This is a genomic window from Arthrobacter sp. TJ-254 (genome assembly GCF_058269175.1).
Genome location: NZ_JBZCNF010000004.1, coordinates 75,380 through 94,990 on the forward strand (window position 1 = coordinate 75,380; position 19,611 = coordinate 94,990).

General features: G+C 68.3%; 14 protein-coding genes. 10 read left to right on the forward strand and 4 right to left on the reverse strand.

Annotated elements, in window-relative coordinates; all coding sequences use genetic code 11:
• Nucleotides 1–151: 151 nt before the first annotated feature.
• The 8 genes from AC4D14_RS11845 (at nucleotide 152) to AC4D14_RS11880 (ending at nucleotide 10,323) form a co-directional block, all read left to right on the forward strand.
• Nucleotides 152–613 (forward strand): 23S rRNA (pseudouridine(1915)-N(3))-methyltransferase RlmH, encoded by a 462-nt coding sequence (locus AC4D14_RS11845; protein WP_490902518.1) that lies wholly within the window; start codon nucleotides 152–154, stop codon nucleotides 611–613.
• 93 nt (nucleotides 614–706) lie between these two features.
• The gene (locus AC4D14_RS11850; RefSeq protein ID WP_490902520.1) at nucleotides 707–1,366 is read left to right on the forward strand and encodes a DUF4232 domain-containing protein; all 660 of its coding nucleotides are present in this window, start codon (nucleotides 707–709) and stop codon (nucleotides 1,364–1,366) included.
• Nucleotides 1,367–1,463: 97 nt separating this feature from the next.
• A complete protein-coding gene (locus tag AC4D14_RS11855) occupies nucleotides 1,464–6,398 on the forward strand; it encodes an ATP-dependent helicase (RefSeq protein WP_490902522.1) in 4,935 nt (1,644 codons plus the stop codon).
• Nucleotides 6,399–6,409: 11 nt separating this feature from the next.
• Nucleotides 6,410–7,225 (forward strand): DNA-formamidopyrimidine glycosylase family protein, encoded by an 816-nt coding sequence (locus AC4D14_RS11860; protein ID WP_490902524.1) that lies wholly within the window; start codon nucleotides 6,410–6,412, stop codon nucleotides 7,223–7,225.
• Nucleotides 7,222–7,644, forward strand: coding sequence for a GNAT family N-acetyltransferase (locus tag AC4D14_RS11865; protein ID WP_490902525.1), 423 nt, complete (start codon nucleotides 7,222–7,224; stop codon nucleotides 7,642–7,644). Before AC4D14_RS11860 ends, AC4D14_RS11865 begins: the two co-directional genes overlap by 4 nt.
• A gap of 80 nt (nucleotides 7,645–7,724) precedes the next feature.
• Nucleotides 7,725–8,639 (forward strand): RluA family pseudouridine synthase, encoded by a 915-nt coding sequence (locus AC4D14_RS11870; protein ID WP_490903300.1) that lies wholly within the window; start codon nucleotides 7,725–7,727, stop codon nucleotides 8,637–8,639.
• Nucleotides 8,640–8,696: 57 nt separating this feature from the next.
• Nucleotides 8,697–9,332, forward strand: a complete 636-nt coding sequence (locus tag AC4D14_RS11875; RefSeq protein WP_490902527.1) for a DedA family protein — start codon at nucleotides 8,697–8,699, stop codon at nucleotides 9,330–9,332.
• The gene (locus AC4D14_RS11880) at nucleotides 9,295–10,323 is read left to right on the forward strand and encodes a TspO-related membrane protein (protein ID WP_490902528.1); all 1,029 of its coding nucleotides are present in this window, start codon (nucleotides 9,295–9,297) and stop codon (nucleotides 10,321–10,323) included. Before AC4D14_RS11875 ends, AC4D14_RS11880 begins: the two co-directional genes overlap by 38 nt.
• 16 nt (nucleotides 10,324–10,339) lie before the next feature.
• Here the strand turns inward: AC4D14_RS11880 and AC4D14_RS11885 are convergent, their stop codons facing one another.
• The 3 genes from AC4D14_RS11885 to AC4D14_RS11895 are packed head-to-tail and all read right to left on the reverse strand — an operon-like array spanning nucleotide 10,340 to nucleotide 12,707.
• A complete protein-coding gene (locus AC4D14_RS11885) occupies nucleotides 10,340–10,744 on the reverse strand; it encodes a DUF7793 family protein (RefSeq protein ID WP_490902530.1) in 405 nt (134 codons plus the stop codon).
• Nucleotides 10,741–11,550, reverse strand: a complete 810-nt coding sequence (locus AC4D14_RS11890; RefSeq protein ID WP_490902531.1) for a class I SAM-dependent methyltransferase — start codon at nucleotides 11,548–11,550, stop codon at nucleotides 10,741–10,743. Before AC4D14_RS11890 ends, AC4D14_RS11885 begins: the two co-directional genes overlap by 4 nt.
• A 38-nt stretch (nucleotides 11,551–11,588) precedes the next feature.
• Nucleotides 11,589–12,707 (reverse strand): glucose-1-phosphate adenylyltransferase family protein, encoded by a 1,119-nt coding sequence (locus AC4D14_RS11895; RefSeq protein ID WP_490902533.1) that lies wholly within the window; start codon nucleotides 12,705–12,707, stop codon nucleotides 11,589–11,591.
• Nucleotides 12,708–12,784: 77 nt separating this feature from the next.
• Between AC4D14_RS11895 and AC4D14_RS11900 the strand changes: the two genes are divergently transcribed.
• A complete protein-coding gene (locus AC4D14_RS11900) occupies nucleotides 12,785–13,795 on the forward strand; it encodes a helix-turn-helix transcriptional regulator (RefSeq protein WP_490902535.1) in 1,011 nt (336 codons plus the stop codon).
• Between the two features lie 138 nt (nucleotides 13,796–13,933).
• Nucleotides 13,934–18,328 carry a S8 family serine peptidase gene (locus AC4D14_RS11905; RefSeq protein ID WP_490902537.1) on the forward strand — a complete coding sequence of 1,465 codons (4,395 nt, stop codon included), beginning with the start codon at nucleotides 13,934–13,936 and terminating at the stop codon, nucleotides 18,326–18,328.
• 76 nt (nucleotides 18,329–18,404) lie between these two features.
• On the opposite strand, the gene AC4D14_RS11910 is transcribed toward AC4D14_RS11905, so the two are convergent.
• Nucleotides 18,405–19,601 (reverse strand): acyl-CoA dehydrogenase family protein, encoded by a 1,197-nt coding sequence (locus AC4D14_RS11910; protein ID WP_490902538.1) that lies wholly within the window; start codon nucleotides 19,599–19,601, stop codon nucleotides 18,405–18,407.
• Between the last annotated feature and the right edge of the window lie 10 nt (nucleotides 19,602–19,611).

Here is a 19,611-nt window from a genome sequence, read left to right on the forward strand (position 1 = left end):
CGGCCACCCACCTCTCGTTTCCTTCGGAAGTTTCGTAAGCGTACTGATAATTCAGCGACTGGGCATCCATTATTTTTTGCCGCAAGGACTGTTGCTTTTTACCTGCTGTACACGAAATGTTCACCCGTCGACGCCGCGATAACCTGAGGGAATGGCGATCCGGGTACTTGCGGTAGGGCGGAAACACGAGAGTTGGGTACTCGAGGGCATCACCCGTTATGAGAAAAGGCTGAAGAAGCCCTTCGACCTCAGCTGGCAGTTCCTCCCCCATTCGGCGCGTGAGGCCGACTCTGCACGGAGCGAGGAATCAGAACGGCTGCTCGGCAAGGTCGCCGGGACGCGCGACTACGTGATCCTCCTCGACGAACGCGGAAAGGCCCTGGATTCGCCGGCCCTTTCGACCGCACTGCTGCGGCCGCTGGAGACATCCCGGCCAGTGACGCTGATCATCGGCGGCGCCTACGGAGTTGATGCTTCGGTCCATTCGCGCGCGGATCTTGTGTGGTCGCTTTCACCGCTTGTCTTCCCGCACCAGCTGGTCCGCCTGATCCTCACCGAACAGGTGTACCGCGCCCAGGAGATTGCCGGCGGGCGCTCCTACCACCACGAATGAGCGGCCTGGCCCGAGATAACGATCCCGCGACTTCTCGGCACGCCACGCCTTCGGGCGAACTGCTGCGGCGCCGGGCCGTCATAGGGTTGGCCCATGAGATCCCGGGTACGTAACCACCACTGGCTCGCAGCCGCTGCGGCCCTGAGCACCATCACCGTCCTGAGCGCATGCGCCCCATCGGCGGCCCAGGACGACCGGCAGCCGGCCGCCGACAGCGGGTCAGCCACCTCCGCCGAGGCCTCGCCGTCGGGCCCCGCCTCGTCGCCGGACGACGCCGGTTCCGAACCCACGGCCTCCGGCCCGGACGGTTCGGCAACGCCGTCCGAGGAGGAGGGCGCCTGCACGGCCGCAATGCTTTCCGGGGAGATCACGACCCAGCCGGGCAGCGGTTCGGCCGGGAGCGTCTACCGCACCCTTGAGCTGACGAACACCTCCGGAGAGGCCTGCGAGATGAAGGGTTTCCCCGGCGTCTCCTACGTCGACGCCGCCGGCAAGCAGATCGGCGCCCCCGCCGACCGCGAGGAGGGAACCGCCTCCTCGTTCGCCCTTGAACCGGACGCGACGGCCGCGGCCGTCCTGCGCCAGACGAACGCCGGCAAGTTCGGCCCCGACTGCGACATCACCGCGGCAAGCGGCGTGAGGGTCTACCCGCCCGGGGCCACCGATTCCCTGGTGCTTGAGCAGCAGAGAGAGGCGTGCGCGGCCACCTCGGTCGTGCTCATGGGCGTCGGGCCAATGCAGCCCGCCGGCTGACCAGACCGGCCGAACAGACGGCTGAACAGGCGGCTGAGCAAAGCGGCCCGTAGCCGCAGGGTCTCGGAATGTCAGGACACTGAGGGATGATGTTCTGGTGACATCGGTGTTGTCGAAATTCACGCCCGCCACGCACGAATGGTTCGCGGGCGCGTTCTCCGCGCCCACTGCCGCCCAGGAAGGCGCGTGGAAGGCGGTATCGGAGGGATCGAACGCCCTCGTCGTGGCCCCGACCGGATCGGGCAAGACGCTCGCGGCGTTCCTGTGGGCCCTTGACCGCCTGCTCGTGGGAAAAGACCCGGCGCCGGACGAGCCGGATTCCACCAAGGACAGTGTCAACAAGGACAGTGTCAAAGGGGCGGCAAAACCCAAGCGGAGCACCCGCGTCCTCTACATCTCCCCGCTCAAGGCGCTTGCCGTGGACGTCGAGCGCAACCTCCGGGCGCCGCTGATCGGCATCACACAGACGGCCAAGCGCCTCGGCCTTCCCGCCCCGTCGATCACCGTCGGCGTGCGCTCGGGCGACACCCCCCAGGCCGAACGCCGGGCCATGCTGACCCGCCCGCCGGACATCCTCATCACCACTCCGGAATCGCTCTTCCTGATGCTCACCTCCCGGGCGCGGGAGACCCTCATGGAGGTCGACACCGTCATCGTCGACGAGGTCCACGCCGTCGCCGGGACCAAGCGCGGCGCGCATCTCGCGGTGTCCCTTGCCCGCCTCGATGCCCTCCTCGGCACCCCCGTCCAGCGCATCGGCCTCTCCGCCACGGTTGAACCGCGCGAAACGGTGGCACGGTTCCTCTCCGGGAACGCACCCGTGCAGATCGTCGCCCCGCCCTCAAGTAAGAAGTGGGACCTGACGGTCTCCGTTCCGGTGGAGGACATGACCGATCTCGGCGGAGCCCCCACCCCCGCCAGCGGCGCAAGCAATGACCGCGGGGGCGGCGGTGCCGACGGTTACGGCGGTGACGCTGATGCGGTTCCGCAGGCAAGCATCTGGCCCCACGTCGAGGAACGGATCGTCGACCTGATCGAGGAGAACCGTTCCACAATTGTTTTCGCGAACTCACGCCGGCTTGCGGAACGGCTGACGGCCCGGCTCAATGAGATCCATGCCGAACGGCTCGAACGCGATGCCGCGTGGACCGGCGAGGGTTCCTTCCCGGACGGCTCAGATGGCTCATCGCCCGGCACAGGCGCCGCGCCGGCTGGAACGACGGCGTCCCGCCCTCCGGCAGAGATCATGGCCCAGGCGGGCCAGAGCGCCGGAGGTGCACCGCTGCTTGCCCGCGCCCACCACGGCTCGGTTTCAAAGGACCAGCGCGCCCTCATCGAAGACGACCTCAAGTCGGGGCGCCTGCGCTGCGTCGTGGCGACAAGCTCCCTGGAGCTCGGCATCGACATGGGCGCCGTCGACCTCGTGGTGCAGGTCGAGTCCCCACAGTCCGTCGCCAGCGGCCTGCAGCGGGTGGGCCGCGCCGGCCACCAGGTCGGCGAGGTGTCCCAGGGCGTCCTGTTCCCCAAGCACCGCGGCGACCTCGTCAACACCACCGTGACCGTGGAGCGCATGCTGGCGGGCAAGATCGAGCCGCTCTACATCCCCGCCAACCCGCTGGACATCCTCGCCCAGCAGACGGTTGCCGCTGCCGCGCTGGGCACCATCGACGTCGAGGAATGGTTCGACGTCGTACGGAAGTCCGCGCCGTTCGCCACCCTGCCGCGCTCGGCCTTTGACGCAACCCTCGACCTGCTTGCGGGACGCTACCCCTCCGACGAGTTCGCCGGGCTCCGCCCCCGGATCATCTGGGACCGGATCGAGGGGACCATCACCGGACGCCCCGGCTCCCAGCGCCTCGCCGTCACCTCCGGCGGCACCATCCCCGACCGCGGCCTGTTCGGCGTCTTCCTCGTCGGCTCCGAAGGCGAGGGTGCCCGCGCCGGCGGCCGCCGGGTCGGGGAACTGGACGAGGAGATGGTCTACGAATCCCGGGTGGGCGACGTCTTCGCCCTGGGCGCCACAAGCTGGCGGATCGAGGAGATCACCCACGACCGCGTCCTTGTCTCCCCCGCCTTTGGGCAGCCCGGCAAGCTGCCGTTCTGGAAGGGCGACTCCCTGGGCAGGCCGGTGGAGCTGGGCAGGGCGCTGGGCGCCTTCGTCCGGGAGATGTCCTACGCCCCGGAGGACCAGGCCCGCGAGCGGTGCCAGCGGATCGGGCTCGACGAATGGGCCTCCGGGAACCTGCTGACCTACCTCAAGGAGCAGCGCGAGGCCACCGAGGTGGTTCCCAACGACCGCACGCTGGTCGTCGAACGCTTCCACGACGAGCTCGGCGACTGGCGCGTCGTGCTCCACAGCCCCTTCGGCATGCCGGTGCACGCCCCGTGGGCCCTGGCCGTAGGAGCGCGGCTTGAGCAGCGCTACGGCATGGACGGCTCGGCAATGGCCTCCGACGACGGCATTGTGCTGCGGGTGCCCCTGATGGAGGATGAGCCGCCCGGGGCGGAGCTGTTCCTCTTCGACGCCGACGAGCTCGACGGAATCGTCACGGCGGAGGTGGGCGGATCGGCGCTGTTCGCCTCACGTTTCCGGGAGTGCGCCGCCCGGGCGCTGCTGCTGCCCCGGCAGAACCCGAGCAAGCGCAGCCCCCTGTGGCAGCAGCGGCAACGGTCCGCGCAGCTCCTCGACGTCGCCAAGAAATATCCGACCTTCCCGATCGTCCTTGAAACAGTGAGGGAGGTCCTTCAGGACGTCTACGACCTGCCCGCCCTCAAGGAGCTCGCTGCCTCGCTTGAGCGCCGGGAGCTGCGCATGGTCGAGGTCACCACGCAGCAGGCGTCCCCGTTCGCCCGCTCAATGCTGTTCGGCTACGTCGCCTCCTTCCTGTACGAGGGGGACTCCCCGCTCGCCGAGCGGCGGGCCGCCGCGCTCTCGCTCGACCCGACGCTCCTCAACGAACTCCTCGGCCGGGCCGAACTGCGGGAGCTGCTCGACTCCCGCATCATCGCCGAGACCGAAAGCGAGCTGCAGCGGCTGCGACCCGACCGGCGGGCCCGCGGCCTCGAAGGGGTGGCGGACCTGCTGCGCCTGCTGGGCCCGCTGAGCATCCCCGAGATCGCCGAACGGCTTGAGCGTACCGGCACGGTGACCGAAGGGGCTTTGCCTAACGGGGACTCCTCCGACGGGGACTCCCCGACATCCGCGCACGCCACCGAAGCGGAGGCCGCCGTCTCGGTCGAGGCGCTCCTGCGCGCCAACCGTGCGCTGACAGTCCATATCGGCGGGGTCGAGCGGATCTCGGCCGTTGAAGACGCCGCCCGGCTGCGGGACGCCCTGGGTGTTCCCCTGCCGATGGGCATTCCGCTGGCGTTCATCGAACCGGTCGCCGATCCGCTCGGTGACCTCGTCAGCCGCTACGCCCGCACCCACGGGCCCTTCACCGCCGCCGAGGCGGCGTCCCGCCTGGGACTCGGCGTCGCTGTCGTTGCCACGGCCCTGCAGCGCCTCGCCGCGGACGGGCGCACCGTGGAGGGCGAGTTCCGTCCCGCCGAGGCCGCACCCCAGCTCCAGGCCGGCGAGACGGCGACAGTCCACCCCGCTGCCCCCAGCGAGTGGTGTGACGTCGAGGTCCTGCGCCGGCTGCGGCGCCGGTCCCTCGCAGCGCTGCGCCAGGAGGTGGAGCCGGTCGATCCGGCCGCCTACGGGCGGTTCCTCCCCGCCTGGCAGCACGTCGGCTCGAACCTGCGCGGGCTCGACGGCGTCGCCACCGTGGTGGACCAGCTCTCGGGAGTACCCATCCCGGCCTCGGCGTGGGAACCGCTGATCCTCGCGCAGCGCGTTGGGAACTATGCGCCGGCGATGCTCGACGAGCTGACGGCCACCGGGGAGGTTGTCTGGTCCGGTGCCGGGTCGCTCGCCGGAAACGACGGCTGGATCGCGCTGCACCTCGCCGAAAACGCACCGCTCACCCTGCGCCCGGATCCCGCCTACGAGCCCTCCCCGCTCTCGGCGGCGCTCCTTGAGCTCCTCGGCGGAGGCGGGGGCTACTTCCTGCGCCAGCTCAGCTCGGCCCTGGACGTCGACACCGTGCCCTCCGAGACGGACCTCGTGACCGCGCTGTGGGACCTCGTCTGGGCCGGGCGCGTCAGCAACGACACATTCACCCCCGTCCGGGCGCTCCTCGCCGGGGGACGGACGGCGCACAAGCAGCGCCAGCCGCCGGCCCGCGCCCGCACCTCCCGTGCCGGGCGGCTTGGACGCGCCCCCGGACGGTCGCTCACCACCAGTTCAATGAGCCTCGCGGGAGGGCCGGACGGCGCCTCCGGGTACCAGCGGACCACCCCTCCGGTCGCGGCGGGGCGGTGGAACCTGCTGCCTCCGCTGGAGAACGAGTCAACGTTGCACGCCCATGCGACAGCCGAGCTCCTTCTCGACCGCTACGGTGTCGTGACCCGCGGCGCCGTCGGCAGCGAAGGGGTGCCCGGCGGGTTCGGCCTGATGTACAAGGTGCTGGCCCGGCTCGAAGAGATGGGCCGGTGCCGGCGCGGCTACTTCATCGAGCACCTGGGTGCGGCACAGTTCGCCGTCCCCTCAACAGTCGACCGGCTGCGTTCCTTCAGCGCCGACACCGACCTCCAGCCGGACGCCGACGCACCTTCAGGAAAGGTGCCCAAGGCGACGGCGCTCGCGGCGACCGATCCGGCCAACCCGTACGGGGCGGCCCTCGCCTGGCCTCAGGCCGAGGGCGGGCACCGGCCTGGACGCAAGGCCGGCGCCCTCGTGGTGCTCGTCGACGGCGCCCTGGCGCTCTACGTCGAACGGGGAGGCAAGACCCTCCTCGCCTTCACCGATGACCAGCCCGCGCTCGATGCCGCCGCCGGGGCACTCGTCGGCGTGATCCGGCGCGGAGCCGCTGACAAGATGGCCCTCGAGAAGGTCAACGGAGGCGAGATCCTCGACACCGGGGTGGGATCGGCGCTGGCCGCCGCCGGCTTCTACACAACGCCGAAGGGGCTCAGGATCCGTGCGTAAGGGGGACATCAGTGCCTGAGGGAGATACCGTCTGGCGGGCAGCCCGCGAGCTCCACGGCGCACTCGCCGGCAAGGAGCTCACCCGCTGCGACATCCGCGTGCCGCGCTTCGCCACGGTGGACTTCACCGGCGACACCGTCCAGGAGGTCGTCTCCCGGGGCAAGCACCTGCTGATCCGCGGCGGGGGCGACGACGGCTGGGACATCCATTCCCACCTGAAGATGGAGGGGCTCTGGCACGTCTACGCCCACGGCCAGAAGTGGCGGCGGCCGGGCTTCAAGGCCCGGTGCGTCCTTGAAACCCGGGACAGCGTCGTCGTCGGATTCGAACTGGGCTTCCTGCGCGTCCTGCCGCGGTCCGGGGAGGAGGAGGCCGTGGGTTACCTCGGACCGGACCTCCTGGGCCCGGACTGGGACCCCGCCGAAGCCCTGCGGCGGCTGACGAGCCAGCCCGAACGCCCGCTTGGGCTGGCGCTGCTCGACCAGCGGAACCTCGCGGGAATCGGGAACGTGTACCGCTGTGAACTCTGCTTCCTCGTCGGCGTCCACCCCCTGACACCTGTCGGGGAAGTGGCGAACCTGCCGCGCATCGTTGACCTCGCGAAAAGGCTTCTCGAGGCCAACAAGCACCGAAGCACCCGCGCCACCACCGGGAACCTCCGGGGGAACAACCTCTGGGTGTACGGCCGCTCGAACCGCGGCTGCCTGCGCTGCGGCACCCCGGTGGTCCTGGAACAGGTCGGCGACAGCGAGCTTGAACTTCGGGACCTCTACTATTGCCCGCACTGCCAGCCCCAGAGGCACGGGTCTGGTTTGATGGGCGGATGACCACCATCCGCACCGTCAGCGCCCCAGACCTCGCACCGGCCGAGGTTCTCAGCCTTTACGCGTCGGTGGGCTGGTCGGCTTACACCGACAACCCTGGAACCCTCACCGCTGCACTCGCAGGTTCCTCCCTGCTTGTCGAAGCGCGCGTCGGCCCGCGCCTGATTGGCCTGGCCCGCGTCATCTCCGACAACGCGACGATCTGCTACCTCCAGGACATCCTGGTGCACCCGGACCACCAACGGGAGGGCGTCGGGAGGGCCCTCGTAACCGAGGCCCTCGAGCGGTATGCGGACGTGCGCCAAAAGGTGCTGCTGACCGACGACGAGCCGGGTCAAAAGGCGTTCTACGAGTCCCTCGGTTACACGGAGACAGCGGAGTTCCGCGGCGGTGCGGTGCGCGCGTTCGTGCGGTTCGACTGAGCGCCCCAAGCGATGCGCGGCCGGTGGCCGCGGCAGCCGAGGAGAAGGATCGCGGCGCGGCACCGTAACCTTGAACGGTGATGAAATCCCCGCTCCCCGTGCGCAACGGCGTCAACGCCACCCGGCTGCGCCTGCCGGAGGAGGGTCCGTGGGCAACAGCGCTCGAGTACATCCTCGACCGTTTCGACCACGTCGATCCCGAGGGCATCGCCGAGCGGTTCGACCGCGGCGAGGTGATGGCCCTGGGTGGTGCGGTGCTCACGCGGACGACCCCACTGACCGACCACACGTTCGTGTGGTACTACCGGGAACTTCCTGTTGAGGACCGGATCCCCGTCGACATCGGCATCCTCCACCAGGACGAAAACCTGCTGGTCATCGACAAGCCCCATTTCCTTCCCACAACCCCCGGCGGGCGGTACGTGGCCGAGTCCGCCCTGGTGCGCCTGCGCGTGCAGCTTGATCTGCCGGACCTGATCCCCATGCACCGGCTGGACCGGATGACCGCCGGGATCCTGATGTTTTCGGTCAACCCGGAAACTCGGGGAAAGTATCAGCTGCTCTTCGAGAACCGGCAGATCCGCAAGGAGTATGAGGCGCTCGCGCCGGTCCGGCCCGAACTCGGGCTGGACCGGGTGCCTGTGACTGTGCGCAGCAGGATCGTGAAATCGCGGACGTACCTGCTGGCCCAGGAGGTCGAGGGCGAGCCGAACACGCAGACGACCATCAGCCTCACCGAGGAAAAAGCCGGGGTGGGGCGGTACCGGCTCCAGCCGCACACGGGCAAGACGCACCAGCTCCGCCTGCACATGGCCGGACTCGGCCTCGGGATCATCAATGACCCGTTCTACCCGGTGCTCCAGCCCCAGGGACTCGACGACTACTCGAAGCCGCTGCAGCTGCTGGCGAAAAGCATCGAGTTCACCGACCCCCTTACCGGCGCCGAAAGCTCCTTCACCTCAGCCCTGAAGCTCTCGGAGTTCGCCCAACGTTAACGAATCTTCCGACCACCGTCCAAGGGCATCCCAACCTCGGACCGGTAGGTTGGAGGGGTGGAGATCCCGGGCCCGGATGTGACGATGCCCGTCTACTTCCTGATCATGTTCGGTGTGATCTTCGTGGACGTGGCGGTACCAGTGGTGCCCTCCGAGCTGATGGTCATCGGTGCCGGGACAATGGCATCCCACCGTGCGGCGATCCTGCCTCCCGCGGTCTTCGTCGCGGTGGCGGCCAGCTGGCTGGGCGACCTCGCCCTGTTCCTGCTGTTGAGGAACAAGCTCACCCACTGGCTTGACCGGTTCCGTTGGGGAAAGAAGGTCCACCGCGGTCTTCGGAACGCGGTGGCGAAGGCCGGGAAGTCACCGACCTACGCAGGCCTCGTCGCCGTGCGGTTCCTGCCCGGCGGCCGGACGGCAAGCATAGCTGCGGCGGGTATCGCGGAGGTACCCCTGCGGCCCTTCGTGCTCGCGACCGCCGTCGGGGCGGTCCTCTGGGCGGGGTGGCTTCTCGGATTGGGCTACGCCACAGGAGCGAACACCGGCCTTCCCCCGTGGGGCAGTGCCCTGCTCGGAATGATGGTCGGTACTCTTGTGGGAATTCTGACTGCGGCGTTCCTCGCGGTCAAACGACGTCGAAAGGCCGGACCAGCCGATGAACCCGACGAACGAACGGGCTCCGAGACTTCCTAAGGCCCCTTCCATCCCGCCCACCATCGGCGCCGCCGCGTCCGCTGCAGAAGGCGACGGCGCCACTGACGCCGTTGACCCTCAGGCTGGCGAGGGAGCGCGCGGCTCGGCTGTCCCGCGCCCCGCAGGCCATCGTTGGGAGGCATCCTTCAATCCCGACATCGTGCGCCCCGTCGTAGTGACCCTCACCGCCGCCGCCTGCATCGCCGGCTCAGCCGCAGGCGTCGGTGCCTTCGGCGGTCCCTCAATCCGCGACGCCGCCGGTGGATTGTTCCAGCCGGATGCGACACTGCTAGCTCCGTCCACCAGGGCGTTTTCGATCTGGAGCCTGATCTACGCGGGGCTCGTCGCGTATACCCTCTATCAGTGGCTGCCGAGCCAGCGCAGAAGCGAACGCCAACGGCGCCTGGGCTGGAGCGTTGCGGCGTCTATGGTGCTCAACCTCGCCTGGATCCTCAGCGCCCGCGAATCGCTGCCCGTGCTGAGCGTGGTCGTCATCGTGCTCCTGCTCGCGGTGCTGCTTTCCGCGCTCGCCACCCTCAACCGGTTCCCTGCGGAAAGCCGGTGGAGCGGTGCCTTCGTTGACGCACCGCTGGGGCTGTATCTCGGGTGGGTCCTGGTTGCGACAGCTGCCAATATCGCCGCGGTCACCACCGCGGAAGGCATCGACGTGTTCGGCCTCGGCGGGCAGACCTGGGCATTGATCGGGATCGCAGTGGTCACGCTCGGTGCCGCCGTCATCTGCATGACCGACAGGGGCAGGATTGCCGTGGCACTCGCCGTGTGCTGGGGTCTGGCCTGGATCCTCGTCGAGCGGCTGCTCGGGGAGCCATCGTCAATGCCCGTGGCGTTCTCGGCCGGACTCGCCGCCTTCCTGCTGCTGATCTCGGCCGGATCCCGCAGGCACCAGGTGGACCACAACCGCAGGCGGCGCCTGCGGGCCCTGCAGGATGCGCAGCGGGAGCCGCTCATCCTTGACGAGGGCGGAAACTAGCCCGCGGACCGGGCGTTCATCCGTTCCCCTCGCGCATGGAGAGGCCCTCCGACAGCCACCGGATCGCGTCGGTTCGGGAGGTGAAGAAGTTCGTCGGACAGGGCGGTGTGTGAAGGCCAAGGAAGAAATTGGCAATCAGCCGGTCAACGGGCGACTTACCGAGCAGCGCGATGCGCGAGGCGGCGCACGGGATCGAGAAAGTGCTGCGTGCGTCCCTGCTGACCGACCCAATGGCTTCCATATCGACAAGCATCGGATGGGAGACTTCCCCGCAGAGGTTGTTCACCTCACGCATTGCCGCCCGGGCGTCGTCACCGGAGATTGCGGTACCGGGAGTCCACCGCAGGTGGAGGATGCCGTCAGGCCGCAGGCCGATCGATCCCTTGCCGCCTTCGATGGGAGTGGGGCGGCCGCTGCTCACGGCCCGTCCCATCCGCTGCCCGCGCGCGCTTCGAGGACGGCATAGTATCCGGGGATGCCGATGCTTCCCTCGGCGGTCATGGGCACCGCTTCAATGGTCGCGGCCCCGTCTTTGATGAGCCGCCAGGAGTGTTCCGGAAAGGCGGCCTTGCGTTCGGGCGCGCCGAAATGACCCGGCATGGGCAGGTTGCCTATCGCCCGCCGCAGCGGGGCGGGTATCTTCCGGGGAGTTGCTCCGAGGCTCTCCACATACTGGAGGGGGTTGCCCTGGAAGTTGGTTTCGGTGAGGAAGACCCGGCCGGAGCCGCCGGTGATCGACCGCAGGTTCTCGGCCATCAGGGTGCGCTGCGGCCGGCTCAGCACGTGAAGCACCCCGCGCACGAACACGTTGCAGGGGCCAAGGCGGGAGAACAGCTCGGCCCCCGCACCCGGTGCCGTCGCATCGACGACGTCGAACGAGATATTCGAGATTCCCGCGGCCTCGAGTTCCGCCCTGCGCACAGCGCTCTCGGAGACGTCGACCCCCAGCGCATGCGGGAAGATCCCGGCAAGCCAGCGCGTGTAGGTTCCGTTGCCGCACCCCACGTCAATGACCGGCAACGACACGTCGAAGTGTCCGTGGATCACGTCGAAGTACTGCCGGTGCTCATCCTCCGAGGTGGAATCCCACAACACGTCCCCCTCGGAGCCGGTGCTGCGGATGCCGTTCCAGTACCCCTCCCAGGCCACGTGCGGGTTGCGCGGCGCCTTGGAGGCTACCCAGGCAAGCCGGGGGATCATCTGCACCCTGTTCCAGAAAGTCGGCATTGACCCACTGTACTGATCCCCCACGGCCCCTCCCCGCATCAGGCCTGAGCGTCGCCGTTTCCGTCGACGAGCACAACTTCGGATGAGCCGCCCAGGTGGGCCCCGGAGTCCACCCGCGCCCCGGTATCGACGATCACCCGGCGCAGCTGGGCATCCTGTCCAACCACCACGTTCTCCAACAGCACCGAGTCGACAACCAGCGCGCCGGGCTCGATGACCGTTCCGGGGCCGATGATGCTGCGCACCACCTGGCCGCGCACCGTCGATCCCGGTGCAAGCAGGGAGTCCTCCACCTGGGCGCCCGCTGCGACAAACGCCGGAAGGCGGCGGGGCACATCGGTCTGGATGGGCCACTTCGGGTCATCGAACGCGAGCCCGCTGCCCTCGAGGAGTTCCATGTGCGCCTTGTGGTAGTTCTCCGGCGTCCCGAGGTCGCGCCAGTAACCCTCAAGCCGGTGCTCAACGACCAGCGCGTTCTTCACGAGGTAGGGCACCAGTTGGTGGCCGTAGTCTTCGAGTTCGCCTTCCTCCTCCTGCAGCTTTTCGAGCGTTTGAAGCAGGTCGGAGGCGTTGTAGAGGAAGATTTCGGCAGCCACCAGATCCGTCTTGGGACTTTCGGGCTTGTACTCGAAGCCGGTGACGACGCCGTCCGAAACCTCGGCGACGCCGTGCTGGGAGGCGTCGCCGTCGAACCGGGTGGTCACCATCGTCAGGACGGCGCCGGCGTCGAGATGGGTCTGCACCACGTCCCGGTAGTCGAGGCGGTAGAGGTGGTCGGCGCTCAGGACCAGCACCAGGTCCGGGGCGAACTCCCGGATAAATTCAGCCTGGCGCGCGATGCCGTCCGCATTGCCCTCGGCGAACCCTTCGCCGTCCTTGCCCTGGAAGGGCGGGAGCACCCTGAGCCCGCCCTGCGTCCGGTCGAGGTCCCAGGGCCTTCCGCTTGAAAGGTGGTCGTTGATCGACTTGGGCTGGTACTGCTCGACGATCCAGACATCCGAGTAGCCGCTGTGCTGCAGGTTCGACAGGGGGATATCGATCAGCCGGTAGGTTCCGCCGACCGGCAGGGCAGGCTTCGCCCGGGTGTCGGTGAGGACACCCATCCTCCCTCCGGTTCCGCCCGCAAGAATGAGGGCCAGCACTCTGGGCCGTTCCATGGATCAACCCTAAAAGTGTGAAGCCGGGCCGACAAGCCGAACGTCACAATGGCAGCCGCCCTCGATAGTCTTCTTTCATGGCAACGGAGGACACCGTGCTCGAGCTCCTCGGCATCGACGCGGCGAGCGAGCGCATCTATCACCTGGCACTGCGGCAGGGCGCAACGAGCGTCGCGGCCGTGGCCGAGCAGCTCGGCCTCTCGAAGGCCGAAGCGCAGCGGCGCCTTGATGACCTGCGGGGAATGGGCCTCGTCGCGCGGCGTGCGACCGGGGAGGGCCATTACGCCCCGGTGGACCCCCGGTTCGCCCTGCGCATCCTGACCGACCGGCACAGCGACGGCCTTGCCCGGATCCGCGAGCGCATCGGCACGCTCTCTGAGGAATTCGACGCCGGGCGCTCCAGTCATTCCGCCGCACCCCAGACCCAGGTGGTCAGTGGTGCCGACGCCCTCGCGTCCTGGTACGTGAGGCTTCAACACCAGGCCGGGCGGGAATTCCTTGCCTTCGACCGGCCCCCGTACGTGTCAGCGGGTGCCAATCCGCTCGAGCCGGTGGTGCTTGACCGGGGTGTTTCATGGCGGGCGGTTTACGCTGCTGCAAGCTTCGAACACGAGGGCAGCTGGGAAGAGGTCAATCAGCTCGTCGCCCGCGGTGAGCAGTCGCGGGTCGCCCCGGAGCTGCCGTTGAAGCTGGCCATTGCCGACCGCTCCGTGGCATTGGTTTCGCTGACCCTCAGCGGTGACCAGGCTGACGCACTCGTGACCGAGTCGCCGCCACTGGTCGAGGCGCTGTGCCGGCTGTTCGAGTTCTACTGGCAGACGGCGACGCCGATTACGTCGGCGGGGATCCAGGAGCTCCCTCCGCCGGACGCGAACCGGGGCCGGGCCCGGGCGGTGCGGCAGCCGTCCCCCGAGGAGCGCGCGATGCTCACCCTCATCGGGGCCGGGCTGAAGGACGAGGTGATCGCGCGCCAGCTGGGCATGTCGGCGCGCACCCTCCGGCGCCGGAGCCAGGACCTCATGGCCGAGTTGGGCGCGGCGAACCGGTTCCAAGCCGGCGCGGAAGCGGCCCGGCGGGGCTGGATATGACTCAAACTTTTCGGAATAATCCCGCTGAGACATCGATTTTTGGCCGCGTGTGGCCATAGTCCTTAGGCGGCCAGTTTTCGCGGTGGTGAATATGTAGAGTTTGGGCACGCCGCTCGGCGACCGTGATGAAGGATGCCCATGCCAATACCTCGTTCCCGTTACACAACCATCGCCGGAGGCTCAGCCGCCCTCGCCCTGCTCGCCGGAGGCCTTGCCGCCGTTGGGCCGGCCGCTGCCGAAGCCGCCCCAGACACCCAGCGCGTCATCATCGAGTTTGAGGACAAGCCGGCGCTCGCCCGGCTCGGCTCCGAAAAGGCTGCCGACCTCCGCAAGGGCGGGGCAGGCCTTCGCTCCGCCCTGGGCGAGACCTACAGCGGTCTGCGGGCCTCTGTGAAGGGCGCCCAGGACGCCGCGGTCAAGCAGGCAGGAGCCAGCGGGATCCGCCTCGAACGGACCCGCCAGGTCACCGGCGTGCTCAACGCTGTGATCGCCGACGTCGACCCCGCCCAGCTCGCCGCCCTGCGCTCACTCCCGGGGGTGAGCCGGGTGAGCATCGACCGCCCGGTCGCCCTGTTGGAGACCGAGCCCCCCGTGCCGTCGTCGGCTCCGACGCCGGCCACTCCCGCGCCGTCGTCGACTCCGGCAACGCCAGTGAAGAAGTCCCCGGAACCGGCCGCCAAGGCCGCCACAGGGGAAGGCTCGGTTGTGGCGGTCCTCGACACCGGCATCGATTACTCGCTCTCCGAACTCGGCGGCGGTTTCGGTGAAGGGTTCCGGGTTGTCGACGGATACGACTTCGTCAATGGCGATGCCGATCCCATGGACGACCACTACCACGGCACCCACGTCGCGGGCATCATTGCCGGGACGGGTTCGGTGACAGGCGTGGCACCCGATGCGGTGCTCACCGCATACAAGGTGCTCAACGCGGACGGTGCGGGCTACGAGTCCGACATCATCGCCGCCGTCGAAGCAGCGGCCGACCCGCTCGGGAAGCATCCCGCCGACATCATCAATATGAGCCTCGGCGGTCAGGGCGACGGGCTCGATCCGCTCAGCATCGCCGCCGGAAACGCCACCCGGAGCGGAACGCTCGTTGTGGCGGCCGCGGGCAACAGCGGCCCGGGCGAGTCAACGATCGGCTCGCCGGCAGCCGGTGACGACGTCGTGGCGGTTGGGGCGTCGGTCACCGACCTGCGGATCGCATCCGCAGCCTTCTCCGCCCCGTTCCAGCGGCCGATTTCCACTTGGCGGGTGCCCTTCAGCGCCAACCCGCCGGCCGAGGCCATCACTGCGCCCGTCGTCTCGGTCGGCGCGGGCACGCCCGAGGACTTTGACAAGGCAGGCGACATCACAGGCAAGATCGTCGTCTTCCAGGGTGCGGCGCCACGCTATTCAAGCGACCACTTCGGTGACACCCCCGCGATCGCTCAACTCGCCGAGGAGCGTGGCGCGGTTGGCGCAATCGTCCACGCCCCGGGCTCCAACGGCACCGCCGGCAGGGACGCCGAGAAGGAAACGGGCACCGGCCTCGCGAATGTCATGCCCAGCGGTGCCGGTCCGATCGGCGCGTCGGGTTCGGGACCGCTCAAATCGCTCGTCCTCCTGGGAATGAGCGCCGCCGAGTATGCCCTCTCCGGTGAAGCCGTTGAGGCGGGAACCGCGAAGATCACGATCTCCTCGGTCGATGCCACAGACACAATCGCGCAGTTCAGTTCACGGGGCCCGACAACCAGGGGCACCCTCAAGCCGGAGATCGTGGCTCCCGGCTACCAGATCCTCTCGACCGTCCCCGCCGCCCTCGGCCTTCCGGGGAACGTGACCAGGCTCTCGGGTACGTCGATGGCAGCGCCCTTCGTCGCCGGTGTGGCTGCAGTGGCACAGGCCCAGCGGCCCGACATCACCCCGGCCGCGCTGCGTTCGCTCGTCATTGGAAGCGCAAGCGAACTGGCCGGAGACTCGGCACGGCTTTCGCCCTTCATCAAAGGCTCTGGCCGCGCAAACCCTGACGCAGCCCGCAAGGCGAGCGTCATTGCCTCCCCGGCGGCACTGGGCCTCGGACAGGCCGATGCGGGCGGGAAGCCCACCACCCTCGACGTGAAACTTTCGAACCTCTCCGCCGAACCGGTGTCCGCACAGCTCGATGCGCTCCCCTCGAACGTGAACGCAGGCGAACTCGCATTGAGCGAGACTGCCGTAACGATTGCGCCAGGTGCAACGGTGACCGTTCAAGCCGTTGCCTCCGCCGCCCTGTCGGATCAGGACTCCGAACTATCAGGGGTGATCCGCGCCCGCCTGAGTGACGGCAGCGAGGTGCGGGTTCCCTACGTGCAGCTGTCCCGCCACCTTGGGGTCACCGCAACCCCGCAGCCCTCAATTCCGGGCAAGACCCGGGTGATGATCTCATCCTCCCTTCCGCTTGACGCCGGCCCTGCCGTGACGGTGACCGGGGTGGATGGTGGAACCTCAAGCGTTGCCGCCACGGCCTCCCCCACCATGCCGGGATGGTTCAACGCCGACGTCGACGCCACAGCGGTGGGCACCTATGCCGTCAAGGCGTCGGGAACCGTCGGCGGACGCACCATCGTGGGTGCTGGATCCTTCGAGGTTGTCTCGGGTGAGACCAGCGAGCAGACCTGGCAGCAGGTGGGCCGCAACGCAAGCTCGGCCGGCGTCGCCGTTTCGACGGCGAAGCCCGGAACCGCGATGCAGACGGTATCCACTTCGGTGCGGCCGTTCGTGACAACCGACCACGGCAAGTCCTGGCGGCAGGTTCCTTCCCTTCCAGTCGCGGACGGACAGGGCACCCCACTGGCCGACCCAAGCAATGCCAAGGCGTTCTGGTACGCGGTGAACGGGGGCGGAACGCGGCCTGCGATGGACCCGAGCTACGCCGGCCGGCTGCTGCGGACCGAGGATCTGGGCAAGACCTGGAGCGTGCTGCCGATGCCGGACCGCCACGTCTGGGAAATCGTCAATGACGGGAAGCGGCTTGCGGCGGTTACCTCCGCCGGCGTTGAGATCAGCGCCGACGGCGGGCTCACCTGGTCCCACCTTCCCTTCCAGTGGCCCGGATTGATCAACGGGGCAACGCTGCACAAGGGAAACCTCCTGGTGAGCGGCCTTCAGCGCGTGTGGCGGATCGATGGAATCTTCGGTGCTCCGAAGACGCCGCGGGTTGCCTATGAAGTGGAGGATTTCACGATTCGAGGGATTGCTGCGACCGGTTCGACGATCGCCGTCAGCGAAGCCGAGAAGGTGACGACGTCGGCCGATGGCGGTGCCACCTGGAAGACGTCGGAGAACCTCGGCTTCTACTCAATCGGGGTCCACGCACTCGGCCACGAGCTGATTCTTGCCACCTCCAACGCCGGTTGGGTCAGGTCACGGGACAACGGTGGCTCCTGGGAGCCGTCGCCCTACCCGGTCCACGGCCCGGTTGGCACCGCCTTCGCCCGGTGGCCGGACAACGGCAAGTCGCTGCTCGTCGCGATGGAGGGAGGCGGGCTCTTCGCGTCGGAGAACGACGGCGGAAAGTTCAGGCGGATCGGCGCGGCGGCCACGACCATCACCAGCACCATCGCTTCGACCAACGCCGCCAGGAAACCCACCCTCTTTGTCTCCGACGACCAGGGGGCGGCCGCCCGAGCGCTGCCGAGCGAACCGAAACTGCCCGCCGGTGCCACCGAATGGGGCCTCACGGGCGGGGAGGGAAGGATCGGCGTGCGGGTCAATGACCTCGAGCAGGACGCGGTGAAGCGCGACTCGCTGTGGCAGATCCGCGTCGGAGCCTGGTACGACACGAGCATCGTTGCAACAACCGACGGAGGAAAGACCTGGGAGACAGCGAAGGACGGCTTCCCGGGACTGGACCTGCTTTCCCTCGAAGCAAGCCCCACCCGCTCGGGTCATGGTGCGGCGGGCTTCGCGAGCCTTGAGGAGAACGGGCTGCTGGTGACCACGAACGGCTGGGCGACCTGGGAGACCCACAACCACCCGGTGACCATCCGCGACATCACCATCGACCCGCACAACGACTGGCGCCTGTGGCTCGCCGCGGACGAGGGCCTCTACGTCTCGGACGATAACGGCCGGACGATCCGCCGGGTACAGGAAGGCGAAACCACGTCCGTGTGGGTGGATCCGGCTGATGCAAAGCACGTCGTTGCCGCAGGACGCGGGATCTCCGTCTCCATCGACGGCGGCACGAGCTTCACCAGGTCCGACGCCGGAGGGATCGACATGTACATCAGTTCGGTCACCTCCACCACGGTGAAGGACAAGAGCGGGAGCCGGACCGTCCTGTTCGCCGGTTCCACGACGTTCCGCCCCTCACCGATGTGGGTGCATGGGCGCGGCGTGCTCGTGAGCCTCGACGGTGGAGCCACCTGGGCCAACGTCTCGGCCGGCCTGGCGTCCCCTTCGGTCACCGCGCTCGATGCCTCCGACGACGGCAAGTGGCTGTTCGTCGGCACCCGCCAGGGTGGGTTGTTCAGGGCGGGCGTCGCCGAACTGGTCCGGGCGGCCGACTGACGGAACCCGCGGCGGCACCTTCCCCATTGAGGTGCCGCCGCGGGTTCATCCACTCGGGTCAGAGAATTGCCTACAGCTAAACGATCGCCGAAATCCCGGTTATCGCCCGCCCCACGATCAGGCTGTTGATTTCGTAGGACCCCTCGTAGGTGTAGACGGCTTCGGCATCGGCGAACACCTTCGCCATTCCGTAGTCGGTGACGATTCCGTTGCCGCCGAGGATGTTGCGGCCCAGGGCAACGGTTTCCCTCATGCGGGCGGTGGTGAAGGACTTCGCGAGGGCTGCCTGCGGCATTTCAGCACCCTCATGGCCTGCCCGGCGCCCCTGCCGCGAAGCGCTGTGCTCGTCCTGGAGCTGGGCAATCCTCACCATCATGGCCATGCTGGCTGTGACGTTTCCAAGCATGGTCACGAGCTGGTCCTGAACCAGCTGGAACCCGGCAATCGGCCGGCCGAACTGATGGCGCTCGAGCGCATACTTGCGGGCGATGTCGAAGGCGGCCAGCTGCTGCCCCACCGCCTGCCATCCGACGAGGATCCGCGACCCGCGCAGCAGGTGGCGGGTGTCGGAAAAGTTCTCAATGCCGGCGAACCTATCGGCCTCGGAGACCCGAACATTGTCGAGGCCGATGTCGGCGTTCTGCACCGTCCGCAGGGCGATCTTGTTCTCGATGACCGTGCGGGTGACACCGGGCAGCGAAGCATCGAGGATGAATCCGCGCACCATTGAGGTCTCGGCCTCGCGCGCCCACAGGAGCATGTAGTCGCAGAACGTTCCATTGCCGATCCAGCGCTTCGCCCCGTTCAGGATCCAGGAGTCGCCGTCGCGCGTGGCGGTCGTCGTCATTCCGCCCGCCACATCCGAACCGTGCTGGGGCTCGGTGAGTGCGAAAGCGCCGGTGATGCGCAGATCCATTGCGTCCTGGAGGAGTCGCTGCTTCTGCTCGGCGGAGCCGAACTGGTGCAGTGCCTCGACAAAGAGGTCGTGGTGGACCATGAAGAAGGTGGCGAGGGAGGTGTCGGCACGGGTCATCTCGGCGATGACCATCCCGCCAAACAGGTGGCTGTAGCCCTGCTGGACCGGGGTGCTGAGGCCGAGCGCCGCGAGGCTGGGCAGGATCTCGTGCGGGAACTCCGCCCGGTTCCACCATTCCACGGCACGGGGCGCAACTTCCTTGGCGAGGAAGTCGCGCACGTCCTGGAGCTTGGCGCGCTCGTTCGCGCTGAGCTGGGATTCAAAACCGAGGAAGTCCGCGGCGGGGAGCTGGCTCACCGTTGAGCCG